The following is a 17137-nucleotide window of genomic DNA, read 5'->3' as shown; positions in this document are numbered from 1 at the left end:
ACTTTTTATAAATAAATCTAAAGAAAAATTTAGAGAAATTTAGAAGAAGCTCTTGATAACGGGGCAAACTTTACAAATTGTATGACGAAATCCCCCATGGCACTTCTTAAAAATTACATAGATTTTTTACTAAATAGTTCATCCTTAAACAGTCAAACCTATAAAACGTCTTATTGATGAAATTGAAGAGTACATATCTCTTTCTGAAAACATTCTATCTGAATATATGGAAAAACAACTTCAAAAAGAAAGACGAGAAAAATTTAAAATGCTTGAAGAAAGCATAAAGAAAATTTTCGAACTTCTTTCTAAGAAAAAGATAGAAATAACACTTCTGACTTTCTTTAAAAAAGTCCCTGTTTCATGTAAAGCTAAAATCCTATCTGTTAAAGAAACAATAGTCATATTCAAGCTTGAATCTTGTTCTTTAACTGGAGCATTCTACGAATGCAAGCACGTCTATATAAAAGTGGAAAAAGCTCCAAAGTCCATAAAATGCTCTGTTGAAGAGTTTGATCCTGTTAAGCAGATGTTTACCTTAAGAAATTTCCGCTTTGAGGAGATTCCCCAGGAGAGAAGAAGATTTGTCCGCGTAAAGCCGAAAGAAAACATTTCTATCTTGATAAAGTCCGAAAAAGGAGAAGCTAAGGGATTTATTTTGGACATTTCAATTGGGGGAGTGGGAATACTCTTCAGTGATCCTCCAACTGCTAAAGAAGGAAACAAGATAAAACTATACTTCGAACTTGAAGAAAAGTTTTTTTCTTGAAGGTGAAATTAAATATGTTATTAAAATTGAAGAATTTTACAAATGTGGCGTAGAGTTCAAACTTAACCAAAAACAAGAAGAATTCTTATCAAAATACATCGCAAGGAGACAATTTGAAATCTTAAAAGAGCTCCGTTCATTAACTATTTAAGACTTTAGAAAAAGGCTTAGGCTTTCCGAAATAGTAGCCTTGAGAATAATTTACTCCTATTTTCTTAACAATATCAAAAGTTTCCCTATCTGAAACAAACTCTGCAATAGTTTTAATTCCAAGTTGACGGGAAAAGGAAACTATTGCTTCAACCAGAACTCTTGTATTTCCATCGCTTTTTAAACGTTTAATAATTGAACCATCTATTTTTAAATAATCAACATCAAGCTTCATTAACAATTCAAAGTTTGAATAGCCAGTTCCGAAATCATCAATAGAGAAGTAACAACCATACTTTTTTACTTCCTTTAAGAAGTTGACCAGAAGTTTATAGTTTTTCACCTCTTCAGTTTCTAAGATTTCAAACCCTAACCTTTTAGGTTCCGGGAATTCATTAATTTTCTTTAGAATAAACTCAACCACCTTTTTATCACTTAGATCCTCAAAAGATAGATTTATAGAAACACCATAGGGAACATCTTTAAAGTCCTCTACGACTTTCTCAATCACCCTTTTAGTTATCTGAGGCATAAGAGTAGATCTTCTTGCAACTTCAAGAAACTGACTTGGAGGTATAACTTGTCCGTTCTCATCCATAAGCCTCACAAGAGCTTCAAATTTTTCTACTTCAAGCGTTTTATTGTTAACGATAGGCTGGTAGTAAGGAACAACTCTTCTCTCTTCAAGTGCTCTCTTTATTTTTCTAATAAGTTCTATATTATTCTTGTAATTTACCTTTTCAAAAGCTCTTTCATCAATACCGAAAATCTTCTTCCTCCTTTCCTTAGCTTCAGAAAGGGCTATTTCTGCTTTAGAAAGAAGCTTCTCCTTTTTCCTTCCATAAGAAACACCAACAAAGAAACTTAAGAACACTTCAACACTGTTACAAGAGAAAACCTCTTCTTCCAAGCTATTTACAATCTCTTCAAAGTAAGAAAGGAACTGGTTATAAGTTATCCCAAGTTCCTTTAAATCGTAAAGAAGGGCAAATTCATCAGAAAAGACTCTATAAACTCTTCTGGTAATTCCTCTTTTCTTTAACTTTTCAGCAAGTTGTTTAAGAATTAAATCCCCACATTCTTCGCCGTAAAATTCATTAAGATATCTAAAGTTTGATATATCAAGCACACAAACAACCGGCTCTTCCAAGTTCTCAACGTCCTTTAAGAGCATAAGCCTGTTTGGAAGGCCGGTAACGGTATCGTGGTAGAGGAGGTACTCAAGCCTCTCCCTGCTCTTCTCTATCTCCGTAACGTCGTTACAGACGATGACAAACTCTAAAACAGAGCCGTCACCCTTGAAGACCGGAACGACAGTCGTATCAACTATGCACCTCTCGCCGCTCTTCCTCTTCCCTATCAACCTGCCGCTCCAGAGCTCCCTCCTCTCCATAGCTGAAAGGAGCTCCTTCAGCGTCTCCTCGGGAGTGTAGTAGCTGAAGATGTAGGTTATCGGCTTACCCACAACCTCCTCGGGGGAGTAGCCGCTCAGATCAACGTACCTCTTGTTCACATAGGTAACCGTTCCAGAAGGGTCCGTCTTGAAGATTACGCTGCTCCTGTCAATTGCCGTCTTGTAGTCCTGAAGGATTGATACCGTTTCCCTTAGCTTCTCAACCGCCCTGTTGAAGGCCTTTGCAACCCTCCCAATCTCATCTTCAGTCAAAACGGGAGCCCTAACATTTAAATCCCCCTTCTCTATTCCAATTGCTACCTTCAGAAGTGAGAGGACCGAACCTACGGTGACCTTGTAGATGTTCCTTACCAGGTAGATAATGAAGATGGCAAAGAGAACGATGGAGAGTAGCTTTGGAAAGAGGTTGTAGAGGATCTCCCTCTTCTTGTTGAAGAGGAGCTCCTTAAGGTAGTCAAGCATTAGCTCGTGAACCTTGAACCATGAGTCAACGGCAACAGAGGCCCTGTTGAAGTAGTCAACAGGGTCAAGTTTTGGACTCTGACCGATGAGGAAGCTCTCTCTAACGGTAACTATGAATCCTTTTAGTTTCTCGTTTGCCCTTTTAAAGGAAGAGATAATCTCCTCTGGGAGCTTCACGTTCTTCGTTGTCCAGGAGACAACCTGGCTGTAACCGACCAAGAGACCGTAGAGCCTGGCAATTTCCTCTCTCCCCTTCTTTGTACACCTACCCTTCGCAAGAATCCCTCCCCCAAGGCCCCTTATGCGACCGATAACTTCTGCAAGTTTTGGAATCTCAATGAGGGCAGTGTCTGCAAGTGTCCTAACAAAGAGGTTTGGATCTGAAAGCACTCCGTACCTCCCCCCCTCCTCCTTTGAGATCTCCATAACCTCCTCAATAATCTCGGTGTGGCTGCTGAAGGAGAGGTTGGAAGATGAGACTTTTCCCAACTTCAGGCCCTCAAACTCCTTCTTTAACCTTAAAAGTCTCCTTTTGATGCCCTGGGAGGAGTGCTTGAACTCAAGCTTTAAAAAGAGGCTGTCAATCTCTGATTCAATCCTCCTTATCCTCCCTTTTAAGCTCTTCGACTCGTAACCCCTCAGGTATATACACATTAACCCCCTATGCTTCTGAAGATAGTAAATGAGCCTTGAGTAGCCCTTTATCTCCGCTATACCTCCAATCTCTCTCTCAATCGTTTCAATCTTTGAAAGATCAACGTAAAGGGTCTGAACAAATAGAACAGAAAGGGGAAGAACAATGAGAGAAATGAGAAGAATCAGCCTGCTCTTAAATGAGATTTTAGATAGGAGATCCACTATCCTCCTTATAGAAGATTTCAATTAAAATAAGAAAATAAGATACAAGGATTCCTTATAGAATAATACAAAATCTAAGCAGGAACCAGAAGCTTCCTCAACTCCTTTATTCTATCCCTTAGTTCCGCCGCCCTCTCAAACTCCCAGTTCTTTGCAGCCTCCTTCATCTCCCTCTCAAGGCGGGCGATTTCCTCAAGGAGCTCCTCTTCGCTCCGCGGAATCTTCTCAAACCCTTTTCTCTTTAACCTCTGGAATGCAGTAAGACCGGCATCCTCTAAGATAGAGGAGTCAAGCTCCCTCTTAACCGTTCGGGGAGTGATGCCGTGCTTTCTGTTGTACTCCTCCTGTATCTTCCTCCGCCTCTCTGTCTCCTTAATGGCCTTTTCCATAGAGGGGGTAATTCTGTCTGCAAATAGGATAACCTTTCCGTTAACGTTCCTTGCAGCCCTTCCCATCGTTTGAATGAGAGAAGTCGTTGACCTTAAAAAGCCCTCTTTGTCTGCATCAAGGATTGCAACCAGCGAGACTTCCGGTAGGTCTAAACCCTCCCTTAAGAGGTTCACTCCAACAAGAACGTCAAACTCGCCGCTCCTGAGTCCTCTTATGATTTCAACCCTCTCAACGGAATCAATTTCGGAATGGAGATACTTTGCCTTGATGCCCTTTTCTAAAAGGTATTCTGTCAGCTCCTCGGCACTCCTCTTTGTAAGTGTTGTTATAAGGACTCTCTCGTTTCGGGAAATGACTTTTCTTATCTCGGAGATCAGGTAGTCTATCTGCCCCTCCGTTGGCCTTACTTCAACAAGGGGATCTAAGAGGCCCGTCGGCCGTATTATCTGCTCAACAACCCTCTCCGAAACAGAGAGCTCAAAGTCTCCGGGAGTTGCAGAGACGAAGATGGCCTGGGGAACTCTCTCTAAGAACTCCTTAAAGTTTAAGGGGCGGTTGTCGTAAGCAGAGGGAAGCCTGAAGCCGTGTTCAACGAGGTTAAACTTCCTTGCCCTGTCTCCCCTCCACATGGCCTTAATCTGTGGGATTGTTACGTGGGACTCGTCAATAATTACTAAGAAGTCGTCTGGAAAGTAGTCTAAGAGGGTGTATGGGGGCTCTCCCGGCTTTCTGCCGTCTAAGTGGCGGGAATAGTTCTCAATTCCCTTACAGTGGCCGATTTCTAAGAGGAGCTCCATATCGTACCGAGTCCTCTGCTCAATTCTCCTTGCCTCAAGTTCCTTCCCTTCCCGCAGGAAGTAGTCAATCCTCTCCTCAAGCTCCCTCTCTATTGACTGAACTGCCTCTAAAATCCGGGAGTAGGGGGTTGCGTAGTGGGATGCAGGGTAAACTGTGTATGAGTCAAACTCCCTTAAAACCTTCTGGTTGAAGTAGTCAAGCATAACGATTGAGTCAACCTCATCCCCGAAGAGCTCCACCCTTATGAAGTGATCTTCCTGGTCTGCCGGGTAGATGTCAATAACGTCTCCACGAACCTTAAAAATTCCAGGCTTAACGTCGTATTCGCTCCTTTCATACCCAAGGGTTACAAGCTTCCTTATTACCTCGTCCCTCTCAATCTCCTCTCCAACCTCAAACCGTAGAGAAAGGTTTTTGTAGTGTTCCGGCGAGCCCAGACCGTAGATGCAGGAAACAGAGGCAACAACTATTGTGTCCGGTCTTGTTAAGAGGGAGACGGTGGCAGAGTGGCGCATCCTGTCTATTACCGGGTTTATTGAACAGTCCTTTTCAATGTATAGGTCTCGGCTTGGAATGTAGGCCTCCGGCTGGTAGTAGTCGTAGTAGCTTATGAAGTACTCAACGGCGTTGTTTGGAAAGAAGTTCTTAAGCTCGTGGTAGAGCTGTGCTGCAAGGACTTTGTTGTGGGAGATGACTAAGGTGGGCTTCTGAACCTCCTCTATAACCTTTGCAATTGTATAGGTTTTACCGCTTCCCGTTATTCCTAAAAGGGTCTGATACTTTAAGCCTTTTTTAATCCCTTCGGAGAGCTCCCTTATGGCCTTCGGCTGGTCTCCTCGGGGTTTAAACTCTGAAACAACTTTAAACTTTCTCAACCTGTCTACCTCTAAACTCTTTCTGGCAAAGTTATAAGATTAAACCCTACAGAAAACCCATCAAGGGGAGAAAGATGGTAAAAAAAACCCTGATTGCACTTCTTCTAACAACATCTACAGCACTGGCATCAGACATCTCTTTGGGAGTTAAGCTCTACAGAGACGGCCTCTACTCTCTGGCGGCAAAAACGTTCAGGGAGAACCTAAAAAGCCTTAACGGGGAAAACTTCAAGAAAGTTTACAGGTTTGCATACCTTTCGTTCCTGAAGGCTAAAGACTATAAAGGGCTGGAGCAGTTTGTTAACTTCTGGGAGAAGAACTACCCGGAGTTTCACAAAGGGGAGCTCCTTGCCCTTCAGACCCTTTTGGCACTGAAAAAGGGCATTCCAATTGACAAGGCATTTCCCCTTCAGGAGCTTAAATCACTTCCAATAAATGAAAAGGTCGGTTTCTTCTACGCCCTCTCAAAGGGGGAGCTCTCCCCTGAAGAGACCTATTACGTCATAAAAACGGCAGCAAAAGACCTTGAACTGAAAGGAGCTGTCAAAGATAGCGGTTTTCTCAAAACAGCACTCAAAAAAGCTACAGAAAGCAACAACTACCAGCTGATAGACCTGATTTTTGACACCTACGGCAGGTGGTTCAAGACGCCTGAGGAGACAATTCAGTTCATAAGGTATTTAGAGAGGAAAAAGCAGTTTCAGGACGCCGTTGTAGAGGCTGAGAAGCTCTACAGGAAACACCCGAGCCAGAAGACCAAGTTAGAGCTTGCAAGGGCTTACTACCTTGCCGGACAGTTCAAAAAGGCTGAAAAACTCCTCAAAACCCCACAGACAACAGAGGAAAAATACCTCCTGGCCTGGACTCTATACAAGTTGGGAAAACCGAAAGAGATTCCTCAGGTTATAGGGCTAAACGTCTCAAAGCCTGCAGAACCTGAAAAGCTGAAAGCCCTTGAAGATTTCTACAGCGGTAAGTTTGACTTTGAGAAGCTCCAGAAATTTTACCCGGAGCTCTACGTTAAAGCCCTTATCTTCTCATTCTCTCAGGACGTTCCGGAAAAAGAGATAGGCTCACCCCACGACCTTGGATACCTCTACTACGAGAGGGGGCTCTACAACAGGGCTCAGAAAGAACTTGAAAAGGCCATCCAGAACCCAACAGATAAGCTCACAACAGCAAGAACCCTATACCTTTTGGGGAAACTTGGAACTCTCAACCTGCAGGTTGGAAACGTTGTCTACAACCAGCTTATGGCCAACTACCAAGATACCCCCTACTACAGGGCTTCACTCTTAAACGCAGCAAGAGTCTACCTCTACTCTGGAAACCCAACGTTAGCTCTGAAACTCTTAACTTACGCCTACAACCAGGGAAATAGAGATAGGGAAACCCTGAAGCTTATAGGGACAGCTCTTTTCAACAGGGAAGACTACAAGAAAGCCTCTCAGGTTCTTAAGAAACTTAACGACGGAGAGAGCAGAACCCTATTGGCATTCAGCCTCTACCAGATTGGAGAAAAGAAAAAGTGCTTTGACGTTTTAAAGAAGGAGTTAAAAGAGAACGGCCTGTTCCCAGAAGTTAACGGCGGAAGGGCTGTATTCACGGCAAAAGAGGTTGGAAAGGTGGGGGAGCTCCCCAAACTTCCCCTCAAATCCCCAACGGTTGAAACGATGGCAGCAGTAGTTTCAGGAAACGTTAAACTTGCCGAAAGTCTCTTCCCTGCCGTTCCCCAAAGGGAGAAAATCGCCCTTTCACTTTTCCTATCAAAAGTTTATGAGAGTAAAAACCCCCAGAAGGCCATGTTCTACCTTACACAGCTTCTAAACCTCTCTCCGGACGAGGAGACCTCACAGTTTGCAAAACAGTTCATCAACTACCTTGCCTACAAGAGCGGAAACTTTGAGCCACTTCTCTTTAACGACCCCTACTTCATAGCCTACAACCCAGAAAATACAAGCACAGACACGTCAACACTTGTTGCAAAGGCTGAAGACTACCTCTCACAGGGAGAGCTTGGGAAAGCCTACGGCCTCTTAAGGCTTGCCCTCCAGAGAGCAACCCAGCCAGAGCTCAAGAACAGAATTGCAGAGAGGCTGGTTGAGATAGACCTAAAGCAGAAGAACTACTCAAGGGCTCTGAAGGACTCAATGCTGGCAACAGACGAAAATATCAGGAACTTCCTCCTGTTTAAAACCTACCTCTCAATGGGAAGGTTAGTTGACGCCTACACGGCGGCACAGAACGTTAAGGACGTAAACAGAATTCCGGAAAAAGAGAGAGGATACTTCCTTGCTAAGCTTGCCCACTACTACAAGCTCACGGGGAAAAAGGACAAAGCTTTAGAACTAACAGAAAAGCTCGTGGAGAGCGGGGAGCTCCCCTCAGCAAACTACGACGACCTTGTAAGCCTCGGGATATTAGCCCAGGAGCAGGGAAAACTGAACCTTGCCGAGAAACTCATAAAAGAGGCGATGAAGAAGGCAAAAACCAAGGAACAGAAGGCAGAATCCCTATTCTGGAAAGCGGCAGTAGAATCTCAGAAGGGAGAGACGGACAGCGCCATAATAGACTACTTGAAAATCCCCTACGAGATTAAGGTTGAGCCGTGGAGCTCCACAGCCCTCTATAGAGCTGCACAACTATTTGAGGAAAAGGGAGATTTAAAACAGGCACTCAAGCTCTACAGGAAGGTTGCAAAGATGAAGAGGGGAACGAAAGAGGGAGAAGTGGCCGCAGAAAAGGTAAAATCTCTCCTGCAAAGATTGAAGAAGGAGGAATGATGGCCAAAAAACACCGCTTCCTTAAGCTCTTGGCAGACAGAATTGTTAACAACCTCCTTGAAAAGGAGCTCGTGATAGCAGACAACCCCGAGGAGTTCAGGGAAAAGGTCTATCAGATACTCTACGACGACTACAAAACTGAAAAGGAGCTTGAGGAAGAGGCTGAGAGGATAATTCAGGAGAACAGTGAAGAGGTTTTATACAGGGGCGTTTCACTCCACAAAGCCAGAAAGATGATTAAAGAGAAACTGGCAAAGGAGAGGGGAATTCCGGTTATAGGAAGCCCACTTTCAAGGGATAAGGCCAACTACCTTGCAGGGAAAATACTGAGACTGATACTGACAGATGAGAGTTTAGACTACACAGAAGAAAGGGGCGTTATAAGGGGAGCAATAGTCAAGTCCTTTGAGGAGATTGCAAGGCTCAGAAGGGAGATTGACGAGAGGATAAGGGAGAAAATCGCCTCCCACTCAAGGCCTATTTACGAGGGAACCCCTGAGTGGTATGCACTCTACAGGCGCTACTACAACGAAGAGCTTATAGAGAGGGGGCTTGTTGAGCCGGAAGAGGAGTCTGAAGTGTAGGCTGTGGCCCCTCCTTCTCCTGTGGGCTGCCATTGTTCCCTGGTTTCTCTACAGCTACTTTTTAGGGGAGAACTCTGTTAGGGAGCTCCACCGCCTGAAGGAAACCGAAGAGAGGCTCAAGAGAGAGGCCGACTACTGGCAGTTTCAGAATGAAGTTCTAAAGGAGAAACTCTCTGCCCTGAAAGAGGACAGCAACTTCTACTACGAAAAGCTTGCCCGTGAGATGCTTGTAAAGGGAAAGAAGGGAGAAGAGGTCATTCTGTTTGTTAAGTGAAAAACTAAGGCAGTTCTTCAGAGAACACGGCACCTGGCAGGAGCCATTCAGAGACTACCTCTTCTTTGGAAAATTCACGGTAAAAACAGTCCACGAAACTCTATTTTTGAAAGATTACGAAATCGTCTCAAACTTCCACGTTTTAGGAAAAGAGGTTAAAAACCAACCGGAAGCCGAAAAACACTTTGAAAATTTCCTGAAAGATTCAGAAGAAATACTGGAAATTTCCCCAGACCACTACCTTTCATCCTTTGCCCTGATTTTAATTTCAAAAGAGGAAATTGATGTTTCAAACCTCTTTAAAAGGAAGTTTCTCTGGTTCGGACTAAGGGGAAAAGTTGTAAATTTCGGCTGTAGCCTGTCAAAAAACGGGCTGAAATTCCCGAAAAAGGCAGAAAAAGAGAGCCCTGAGTTTGTAAAGTTCCTGAAATCAAGCTTTAAAGCCTCCAGAGGATTAAATCCTTGAACTTCTCCCTGTCGTAAATGCCCTTAACATCTAACACTATCGGCTTTGTTCTACAGATTGAAGAGAAAAACTCAGGGGAAAGCTCTTTAAATTCATCGTGTTTAACAGCAACGATTACGGCGTCGTAGGGAGCTCCCTCTTCCGGCCTCTCTATGAGGTCTATCCCGTATTCCGCCTTCACCTCCTCCCTGTCTGCTAAAGGGTCGTAAACAGAGGGCTTAACCCCGTAGGAGAGGAGCTCCTCGTAAATATCTATAACCCGTGAGTTTCTGACGTCTGGAACGTTCTCCTTAAAGGTTATTCCCATAATGAGGACTTTAGCTCCGAGTATCTGCTTCCCCTCCTTAATCATCAGCTTAACGGCACTCTCTGCAACGAACTTCCCCATTGAGTCGTTAATCCTCCGGCCGGCAAGTATAACCTCCGGGTGGTAGCCAATCTCCTGGGCTTTAAAGGTTAAGTAGTAAGGGTCAACGCCGATACAGTGGCCTCCAACAAGCCCCGGCTCAAACTTTAAGAAGTTCCACTTAGTCCCAGCAGCCTCAAGAACGTCTCTCGTGTCTATCCCCATTCTGTGGAAAATGAGGGCTAACTCATTCATAAGAGCGATGTTTAAGTCCCTCTGTGTGTTTTCAATGACCTTTGCCGCTTCTGCGGTCTTTATGTTCGGAGCAACGTGAATGCCGGCAGTTATCACAGAGCCATAAACGTTTTTGAGGAGCTCCGCAACTTCCGGCGTATCTCCTGAAACAACCTTAACGATTTTGTCTATAGTGTGCTTCTTATCTCCCGGGTTAACTCTCTCAGGTGAGTAGCCAATGTGGAATCCCTCTTTCCACTTTAAGCCGCTCTCAGTTTCTAAAATTGGAACGCAGATCTCCTCAGTTACCCCCGGGTAAACTGTAGATTCATAGACAACAACGCTCCCCTCAGACAGGTTCCTCCCAACGGTTCTTGTTGCAGCCTTTAAAGGTCTTAAGTCGGGAATTTTGTGCCGGTCTATGGGAGTTGGAACGGTAACGATTATGAGGCGGCACCTGCGGAGCTCCCTCTCATCTGTTGTAAAGTGAGCGGCTGTTGAGAGGAGCTCCCCTCTCTCAACCTCTCCCGTCCTGTCAAAACCCTCTTTGAGCTCTTCTATCCTCTTATCGCTTATGTCAAACCCAACAACCGAAAACCTCTTTGCAAGTAAAACCGCCAAAGGAAGTCCAACGTATCCAAGTCCTACAACTCCAATCTTCTCTTTCCCAGAAACGAAGTCTTCAAAAGCAGGAATCTCAGCCATTGAGAATCTCCCTGTAGAGTTCTATAGTCTTTTCAGCTACCCGTTTTATATCAAACTTCTGGGCAGTTTTCCCGGCCTTTTCCTTTAAACTCCTATTCTCCAAATTTTCAAGGGCTAAGAACAACCCCTCAATCAGGGAGCTCTCACTTCCCGGCTCAACTGCAATTCCGTTCTCCATATGCCTCAGGTAGCTCTTTATCCCTCCAACGTAGGAAGCAACTACAAGTTTTTCCATAGCCATTGCCTGGAGGAGCGAACCTGCTATTCCCTCGTTGAGGGAGGGAAAGACGAAAACGTCTGTAGCTTTCAAAATCTGCGGAACGTCCCGCCTGAAACCTAAAGGGATAACTCTCTCTTTAAGCCCCAAATCCTCAATGAACTTTAACGCTTTATCTGAATCTGTATCCCTCCCAACGAGGAGAAGGTAGATGTCTTCTCTATTAACAGCATCAAGGAACTTCTTAAAGGCTGGAAGAAGAACAAAATGTCCTTTAACTTCTGAAAAGTTCCCAACGTTTGTGAAAATGAGAGCTCCCTCCGGAACCCCAATCTCCTCTCTGATGGAACTCTCTATTTCAGGAGAGAACCTGTCAAGCTCAACCCCAGATGGAATATACCTGACTTTCCTGCCAATAATGGGAACCCTGCGGAGCTCCTCGTAAATCCCCGGAGAGACGGCAACTATCCTGTCTGTAAAGAGGTTATACTTGGTTAGGAGTGAAAGCCTTGAAATCGGATAGGGAACCCTCCTCGTATAAACAAGCTTCGGCCTCTTTCTTGCAAACGGAACTGCCGACCAGACGAACCAGTGGGCTTTAGAAATGTGGGTATTCACAACGTCGTAATCAGAGAGAATCTCTCCAAGCTTTTTTGCCTCAGAGAAGCTGAACTTTTTAGTATTTGGAAAATAGCGAACGCCAATTCCTGAATCTTTAGCCCTCTTTTCAAGCTCTGTTCCCCTAAAACAGAGGATATCCGTTCTAACCCCAAGCCTGTTCATATACTTTGCAAGGAGTAGACACTGTTCAGTCCCGCCGCTCCACCCACGGGCTGTTGTAGCCTGAAGAACCCGCATAACCTCTCCAGGGTTAAAATTTCAGTTGCTAAAGTTAAAAACTGCGGAGATAAAATGAAAGTCCTCGTTATCCAGATAAGACAGCTTGGAGACGTCCTCCTCTCGTCTCCTCTTGCAAAAGCCCTCAAGGAGAACCTGAGAAACTGTGAGGTTCACTTTTTAACCTCTCCAATCGGTAGTGAAATTTTAAAGGGAAATCCATACATAGACAGGATTATTACTCTTAAAGAGGGAAGTTTAGGGGAGCTCCGCACCCTTTCACTCATAAGAAAAGAGAAATACGACGCAGTTATTGACGTTCAGAGGACCGGAAGGTCTCAGAGGTTGACGTTTCTCTCGGGGGCTCCCCTGAAAATCGCCTTTAAAAAGGGAAGAAACTTCTTCTACAACAGGTTAGTTGAGTGGGAAAACAGAGGCTACACAACGTGGGAGAGGCTTAAACTCCTTGAACCACTTGGAATAAAGTTGAAAAACTACAGAAATTACCTGCCTGAATTTTTCAACTATCAGGAAGTTAAGGAGCTGAAACTTCCTGAGAAATACTTCGTCGTCGTTCCAACGGCGAGAAAGAGAGAGAAGATGTGGCCGGCTGAGAAGTTCTCACGGCTCATTACAGAAATCTACAGGGAGTTAAAAGTTCCAGCAGTTCTCCTCTACGGCCCCGGAGAAAAGGAAACAGTTAAAGAAATTGCGGAAAATACAGAAGCCCAGGTTATCTACCCGGAAGAACCCCTGCCTATAGGAGAATCTGCAACTGTAATTAAAAACGGCCTGTTCTTTATCGGGTTAAACTCTTTTGCATCTCACCTCTCCGTTTCATCTAGAACCAAAACAATCGTGATTGACAGGAAGAAGTCCGGCTGGTTTCCGCCGATTGAAACGGTTAGAGAGGTTCACGGAAATGGAAGCTTCCCTGAAGTTAGTGAGGTTCTTAAAACTGTTTTAAGTTTCGCTCAGTGAGAACTGAAGTTCAACAAGTTTCTTGTAGTCTGGAAGTTTCTCGTAGAGCTCCCTGTGGCTCCCCTTTCCTACCAGCTTTCCATCTTTCATAAAGAGAATCTCATCGCTGTTTAGAACAGTTGAGAGCCTGTGGGCAACAGTTATGAGAATTCTGTCTTTGAACTTCTCGTCTATCGCCTGCTGGATGGCCTTTTCGGTTTCTGAGTCAAGGGCACTTGTTGCCTCGTCAAGGATTAAAACATCCGGGTTCTTCAGAACTGCCCTTGCAATGGCTATCCTCTGCCTCTGGCCCCCTGAGAGCTGAATTCCCCCCTCTCCCAAAAGGGTGTCGTAGCCGTTTGGAAGAGAAACAATGTCGTCGTGGATACAGGCAATTTTCGCAGCTTCAATAATCTCTTCCATCGTGGCGTCAGGCTTCCCTATGGCAATGTTTTCCTTTAGAGTTCCTCTAAAGAGAATTATCTCCTGGGAGACAACTCCCAACCTCTTCCTGTATGGAAGGAGCTTCAGTTCCTTGTAGTCAACACCGTTTACGTAAACCGTTCCGCCTGTTGGGTCGTAGAACCTCGGAATCAGGTTGACAAAGGTCGTTTTTCCGCTTCCAGATTTCCCGACAATTGCGTATTTCTTCCCACAAACGAATGAACAGCTGATTGAATCAAGAACCTTTTTGTCTGAGCCGGGATAGGTAAAGGAGAGGTTCTCAACCCGGAGCTCCCCAATAGGCTCCTTCAGTTCTAAATGGCCGTCTTTAATGGAGTATTCGTCGGGCAGGTCTAAGATTCTCTTAACCCTCTCTGCAACCGTTATAGACTGCTGAATCCTGTTGTAGTTCTGCCCAAGCTTCCTTATGGGCTCGTAGGCCATTATGAGGGCAACGATAAAGGAAAAGAAAGCTCCAGCCGTTGTCTCACCGCTTAAAACCCTGCTTCCACCGTAGAAGATGAGGAAGCCCACAAGGAGAGCTCCCGTCATTTCAACAATTGGCGGGTATATCCCCTCAACCTTTTTAATCTTCATAAACTCCCTTAAATACCTGAGGTTATCCTCTGCAAAAACTTTCGCAAACCTCTCCTCAAGGCCAAAGAGCTTTATCTCACGAATGTTCTTAACTGCATCAAAAAGGTGCCCCGTTATGACTGCAAGTCTGTCCTGCATCCTGTCTGTGTATCTCTTAATCTTCTTTCCAATCCTTGAGATAACGTATCCAACAAGGGGAAGACCCAAGAACCCGATGACCGCCAGCTGAAAGTCCTGGTAGAAGACAACTCCGATGAGACCAACGGCCGTTAGCAGGTTCCTGATAAAGGTTGCAACCTGACGGCTTGTAAAATCCTGTAAAAGGGAAGTGTCGTTTATAACCCGTGAAACAAAAGTTCCCGGCGGCTCCTTTAAAAAGTTTTCCAGAGGAAGTGAAATTATCTTGGTGTAGAGCTCCTCCCTCAGTGAAGCAATAACCCTCTGGCCTATGTAAGCCATTGAGTAGTAGTTGACAAAGAAGACAACTCCCTTAAAGAAGACAAGGAGAATCAGGATAATCGGAACCAGCTTAACCATGTGAGCGTCTTTCTCAACGAAAACCGAGTTGACAACAACCTTAACGAAGTAGGCAAGGTAGGATGTGAGGGCGGCGTTGAGAATAAGGGTAATCAGTGCAACTAAAACCAAAATCTTCAGCGGTTTTAAATACTTAAAGAGCCACAGCGGAAAGTTCTTCACAGCCTCTCCTAAAGGGCGTAGAGAAGTGCTCGGGTTTTAAACCAGAACATACTCTTTTTCTCGCTGACTGCAAGCCTCTTTATGTGACAAAAGTCTTCCCTGTTCCACCCCCTTTCAGTAGTGAAGCAGAACCTGTAGCCCACTTTCTTCGCTATTTCCACAAGCTCCTCGTCGTAAATCCCCCACGGCCAGGCGATGGCGTTGACCTCCTTTCCAAGCCTTTCTTCTAAAATGGACTTTGAGAAGGAAAGCTCCCTCTCAGCCTCTCTCTTATCTGCAACCAAAATACTCGTTAGCTCAGTTCCCGGCTTAACTTTTTTCCTTACATCTTCCGGTAGCGAGTAGATTCTCCAGTCCTTTGGCGGCCTGTAGGGTTTTCCCTTTCCAGGAGCAGCCCTGTGGGTTAGGGCGTGGGACTGGACAGATACAAGCCCCTCAGAGGAGATGAGGCGGAGCTCCCCCCAGGAAAGGAAGGCTGAGTTATCGCCGTCTAAAAAAGACTTTTTAAAGGCTTCAGGAGTTGGAACATCTGAAAACTGTGCTGATGTTCTAACTTCATCGCTGTTTAAAACTCTCTCAGGAGATACAAAAATAACGGCCGGAACCTGATACTTCTTTAAGATTGGATAGGCATAAACAAAAAAATCGTAGAAACCGTCATCAAAAGTAACTAAAGCAGAAAATCTACCGGCCTTTTCTAAAGTTCCAATAGGAACCATTTTTAATTTTCTGGACAGAAACTCTATCTGCTTTTCAAAAACTTCAGGATGAACTCCATATTCGGGATGAACTCTGTGGTAAAGTAAAACAGCAGCTCCCATCAGGAGACCTCTAAAACGTCTGAAAGTATCTTCTCAATTACATTTTGCCAGCGAAAATTCTCTGATTTTTCCTCATAAGCTCTGTTTTCCTATTTGTAATTTCCATATTCTCTATCATCTTTTTCAACTTTAGCTTGAAATCTCTCTCATCTTGCGGCTTAAAGTAGGTAAATTAATCTCCGGCAACAACCTTTACAGGTTCAATACCTGCTGATATGACTAGTTTTCCAAGGGCCATATATTCATAAGCCTTTAGAGGAATCGTTTTCTGGCTGGGTGTAAAGGGAGCTACCATAATGTCAACTTCAGAGAGAGCTCTCGGAATCTCCCTCTGAGGAACAAAGCCGGTAAACCTTACCCTCTCTGAAACTCCCTTTTTTTCAGCAACCCTTTTTGCCTCAGAAACCTGCCTCTCGTTTCCACCAACAACTAAAAGGTCAAACTGAGGAAGCTCCTTAAGGGCTCTAAAGAGAAAACCCAGACCCTTTTCAGGAAGCAGACTTCCTAAATAACCTAATCGGTAGCGCTCTTTCTTCTCCAATCTCTTAACGGGCTGAAACAGGTAATCTCCCACGGGGTAGTGGTAGTTCCAGAGCTTAACGTGAGGAAGTTCCTCAGAAAGCTCCCTGTAAACCTCAGGGCACACAACGTAGTTAAGGTCTGAAGAGGTTACAGCCTCGGCAAACGGCTTTGTTTGGCGGTTCTCAAAAACGATTCTCACGTTTGCCATTTTCTTAAGCCACCTGAGCTGAAGAACGTGGGAAGACTTTGAGAGGAAGATAACGTTGAGTGAATCCCTGTTTTTAAGAACATCCCTTACGAGCCGTGAAAAGTTTAAAGCCGTTGAAAGTCCTTTGTGCCTTACTGTAGTAAAAACTTTCAGGTTCTCTGAAAACTCTACTCCTAAAAATTTCTCAAGCTCTTCTACACTTCTTTCAGGTTCTAAACTCCTCAAATAGAGGTAAGACTCAACGCCGTAACGGGCAAAGTAGTTAGAGAGTAAAATCTGGCTTACAGAGTGGGCACTTCTATCAAAGGCGGCAATCGGCCCTAACCTGTAGACCTTGATTTGGGTTAGCTCCAAACTTAATTTCCCCCACTATGAAGAGGATAGCCCTATTCTACAAAAGTTTCAGCCTTTTAGGTGGACAGGAGCGGTTTGTCTACAACTTTGCCCATTTCCTTGCAGATAGAGGCTGGAAAGTAAGAATAGTTACTTCAAAAGTCAAGGAAAAACCCAAAAATGGGAACATAGAAATTCAGAAAATTACAGTTCCAAACTTGGGAAGAGGTTTAAGAAACCTGATATTTGCCCTAAAATGTGAGAAAATTGGGAAAGAACTAAAAAAAGAGGGCTACATTCTCTTTGGATTCGGAAAAACTTACTACCAGGATATCTATCGTTCAGGCGGAGGTGTCCACAGGTTCTACGTAAACCGGGCACAGTATAAGTT

At 44.4% G+C, this 17137-nt stretch carries 14 protein-coding genes; 7 read left to right on the top strand and 7 right to left on the bottom strand.

The annotated features are described in order from the left end of the window. Nucleotides 1–226 precede the first annotated feature (226 nt). Complete coding sequence (locus F8H35_RS00880) at nt 227–769, top strand: PilZ domain-containing protein (protein WP_472571690.1); 543 nt, start codon at nt 227–229, stop codon at nt 767–769. A gap of 139 nt (nt 770–908) precedes the next feature. On the opposite strand, the gene F8H35_RS00875 is transcribed toward F8H35_RS00880, so the two are convergent. Both F8H35_RS00875 and uvrB read right to left on the bottom strand, forming a co-directional pair. Beyond that, nucleotides 909–3653 carry an EAL domain-containing protein gene (locus F8H35_RS00875; protein WP_472571689.1) on the bottom strand — a complete coding sequence of 915 codons (2745 nt, stop codon included), beginning with the start codon at nt 3651–3653 and terminating at the stop codon, nt 909–911. Nucleotides 3654–3727: 74 nt separating this feature from the next. Continuing rightward, the gene (gene uvrB / locus F8H35_RS00870; protein ID WP_472571688.1) at nt 3728–5716 is read right to left on the bottom strand and encodes an excinuclease ABC subunit UvrB; all 1989 of its coding nucleotides are present in this window, start codon (nt 5714–5716) and stop codon (nt 3728–3730) included. A gap of 74 nt (nt 5717–5790) precedes the next feature. Here uvrB and F8H35_RS00865 point away from each other — a divergent pair, with 74 nt between their 5' ends. The 4 genes from F8H35_RS00865 to F8H35_RS00850 are packed head-to-tail and all read left to right on the top strand — an operon-like array spanning nt 5791 to nt 9823. Continuing rightward, nucleotides 5791–8499 (top strand): tetratricopeptide repeat protein, encoded by a 2709-nt coding sequence (locus F8H35_RS00865; RefSeq protein WP_472571687.1) that lies wholly within the window; start codon nt 5791–5793, stop codon nt 8497–8499. After that, entirely contained in the window at nt 8499–9083 is a 585-nt protein-coding gene (locus F8H35_RS00860; protein WP_472571686.1) for a DUF507 family protein, read from the top strand. The genes F8H35_RS00865 and F8H35_RS00860 overlap by 1 nt, the downstream gene beginning before the upstream one ends. Continuing rightward, nucleotides 9055–9357 carry an FtsB family cell division protein gene (locus F8H35_RS00855; RefSeq protein ID WP_472571685.1) on the top strand — a complete coding sequence of 101 codons (303 nt, stop codon included), beginning with the start codon at nt 9055–9057 and terminating at the stop codon, nt 9355–9357. Before F8H35_RS00860 ends, F8H35_RS00855 begins: the two co-directional genes overlap by 29 nt. Continuing rightward, nucleotides 9347–9823 (top strand): hypothetical protein, encoded by a 477-nt coding sequence (locus F8H35_RS00850; protein ID WP_472571684.1) that lies wholly within the window; start codon nt 9347–9349, stop codon nt 9821–9823. Before F8H35_RS00855 ends, F8H35_RS00850 begins: the two co-directional genes overlap by 11 nt. Here the strand turns inward: F8H35_RS00850 and F8H35_RS00845 are convergent. Together F8H35_RS00845 and F8H35_RS00840 are read right to left on the bottom strand one after the other, a co-directional pair. Next, nucleotides 9795–11108 carry a nucleotide sugar dehydrogenase gene (locus F8H35_RS00845; protein ID WP_472571683.1) on the bottom strand — a complete coding sequence of 438 codons (1314 nt, stop codon included), beginning with the start codon at nt 11106–11108 and terminating at the stop codon, nt 9795–9797. The genes F8H35_RS00850 and F8H35_RS00845 overlap by 29 nt on opposite strands. Continuing rightward, nucleotides 11101–12183 (bottom strand): glycosyltransferase family 4 protein, encoded by a 1083-nt coding sequence (locus tag F8H35_RS00840; protein ID WP_472571682.1) that lies wholly within the window; start codon nt 12181–12183, stop codon nt 11101–11103. The genes F8H35_RS00845 and F8H35_RS00840 overlap by 8 nt, the downstream gene beginning before the upstream one ends. A 54-nt stretch (nt 12184–12237) precedes the next feature. On the opposite strand from F8H35_RS00840, the gene F8H35_RS00835 reads away from it, so the two are divergent. Next, complete coding sequence (locus F8H35_RS00835) at nt 12238–13143, top strand: glycosyltransferase family 9 protein (protein ID WP_472571681.1); 906 nt, start codon at nt 12238–12240, stop codon at nt 13141–13143. On the opposite strand, the gene F8H35_RS00830 is transcribed toward F8H35_RS00835, so the two are convergent. From F8H35_RS00830 to F8H35_RS00820, 3 genes are all read right to left on the bottom strand, one after another. Then, on the bottom strand, nt 13126–14862 hold the full coding sequence (locus F8H35_RS00830) for an ABC transporter ATP-binding protein (protein ID WP_472571680.1): 1737 nt from the start codon (nt 14860–14862) through the stop codon (nt 13126–13128). The genes F8H35_RS00835 and F8H35_RS00830 overlap by 18 nt on opposite strands. Nucleotides 14863–14870: 8 nt before the next feature. After that, entirely contained in the window at nt 14871–15683 is an 813-nt protein-coding gene (locus tag F8H35_RS00825; RefSeq protein ID WP_472571679.1) for a polysaccharide deacetylase family protein, read from the bottom strand. 172 nt (nt 15684–15855) lie between these two features. Then, nucleotides 15856–16767, bottom strand: coding sequence for a glycosyltransferase (locus F8H35_RS00820; protein ID WP_472571678.1), 912 nt, complete (start codon nt 16765–16767; stop codon nt 15856–15858). A 17-nt stretch (nt 16768–16784) separates the two neighbouring features. On the opposite strand from F8H35_RS00820, the gene F8H35_RS00815 reads away from it, so the two are divergent. Further along, nucleotides 16785–17137, top strand: a 353-nt coding sequence (locus F8H35_RS00815; protein WP_472571677.1) for a glycosyltransferase family 4 protein, incomplete at its 3' end; no start/stop codon positions are given.

Source organism: Thermovibrio sp., from assembly GCA_015488335.1.
GTDB lineage: Bacteria > Aquificota > Aquificia > Desulfurobacteriales > Desulfurobacteriaceae > Balnearium.
Note: the sequence above shows the minus strand (reverse complement) of the source record. Positions and strands in the feature narration are given on the sequence as shown.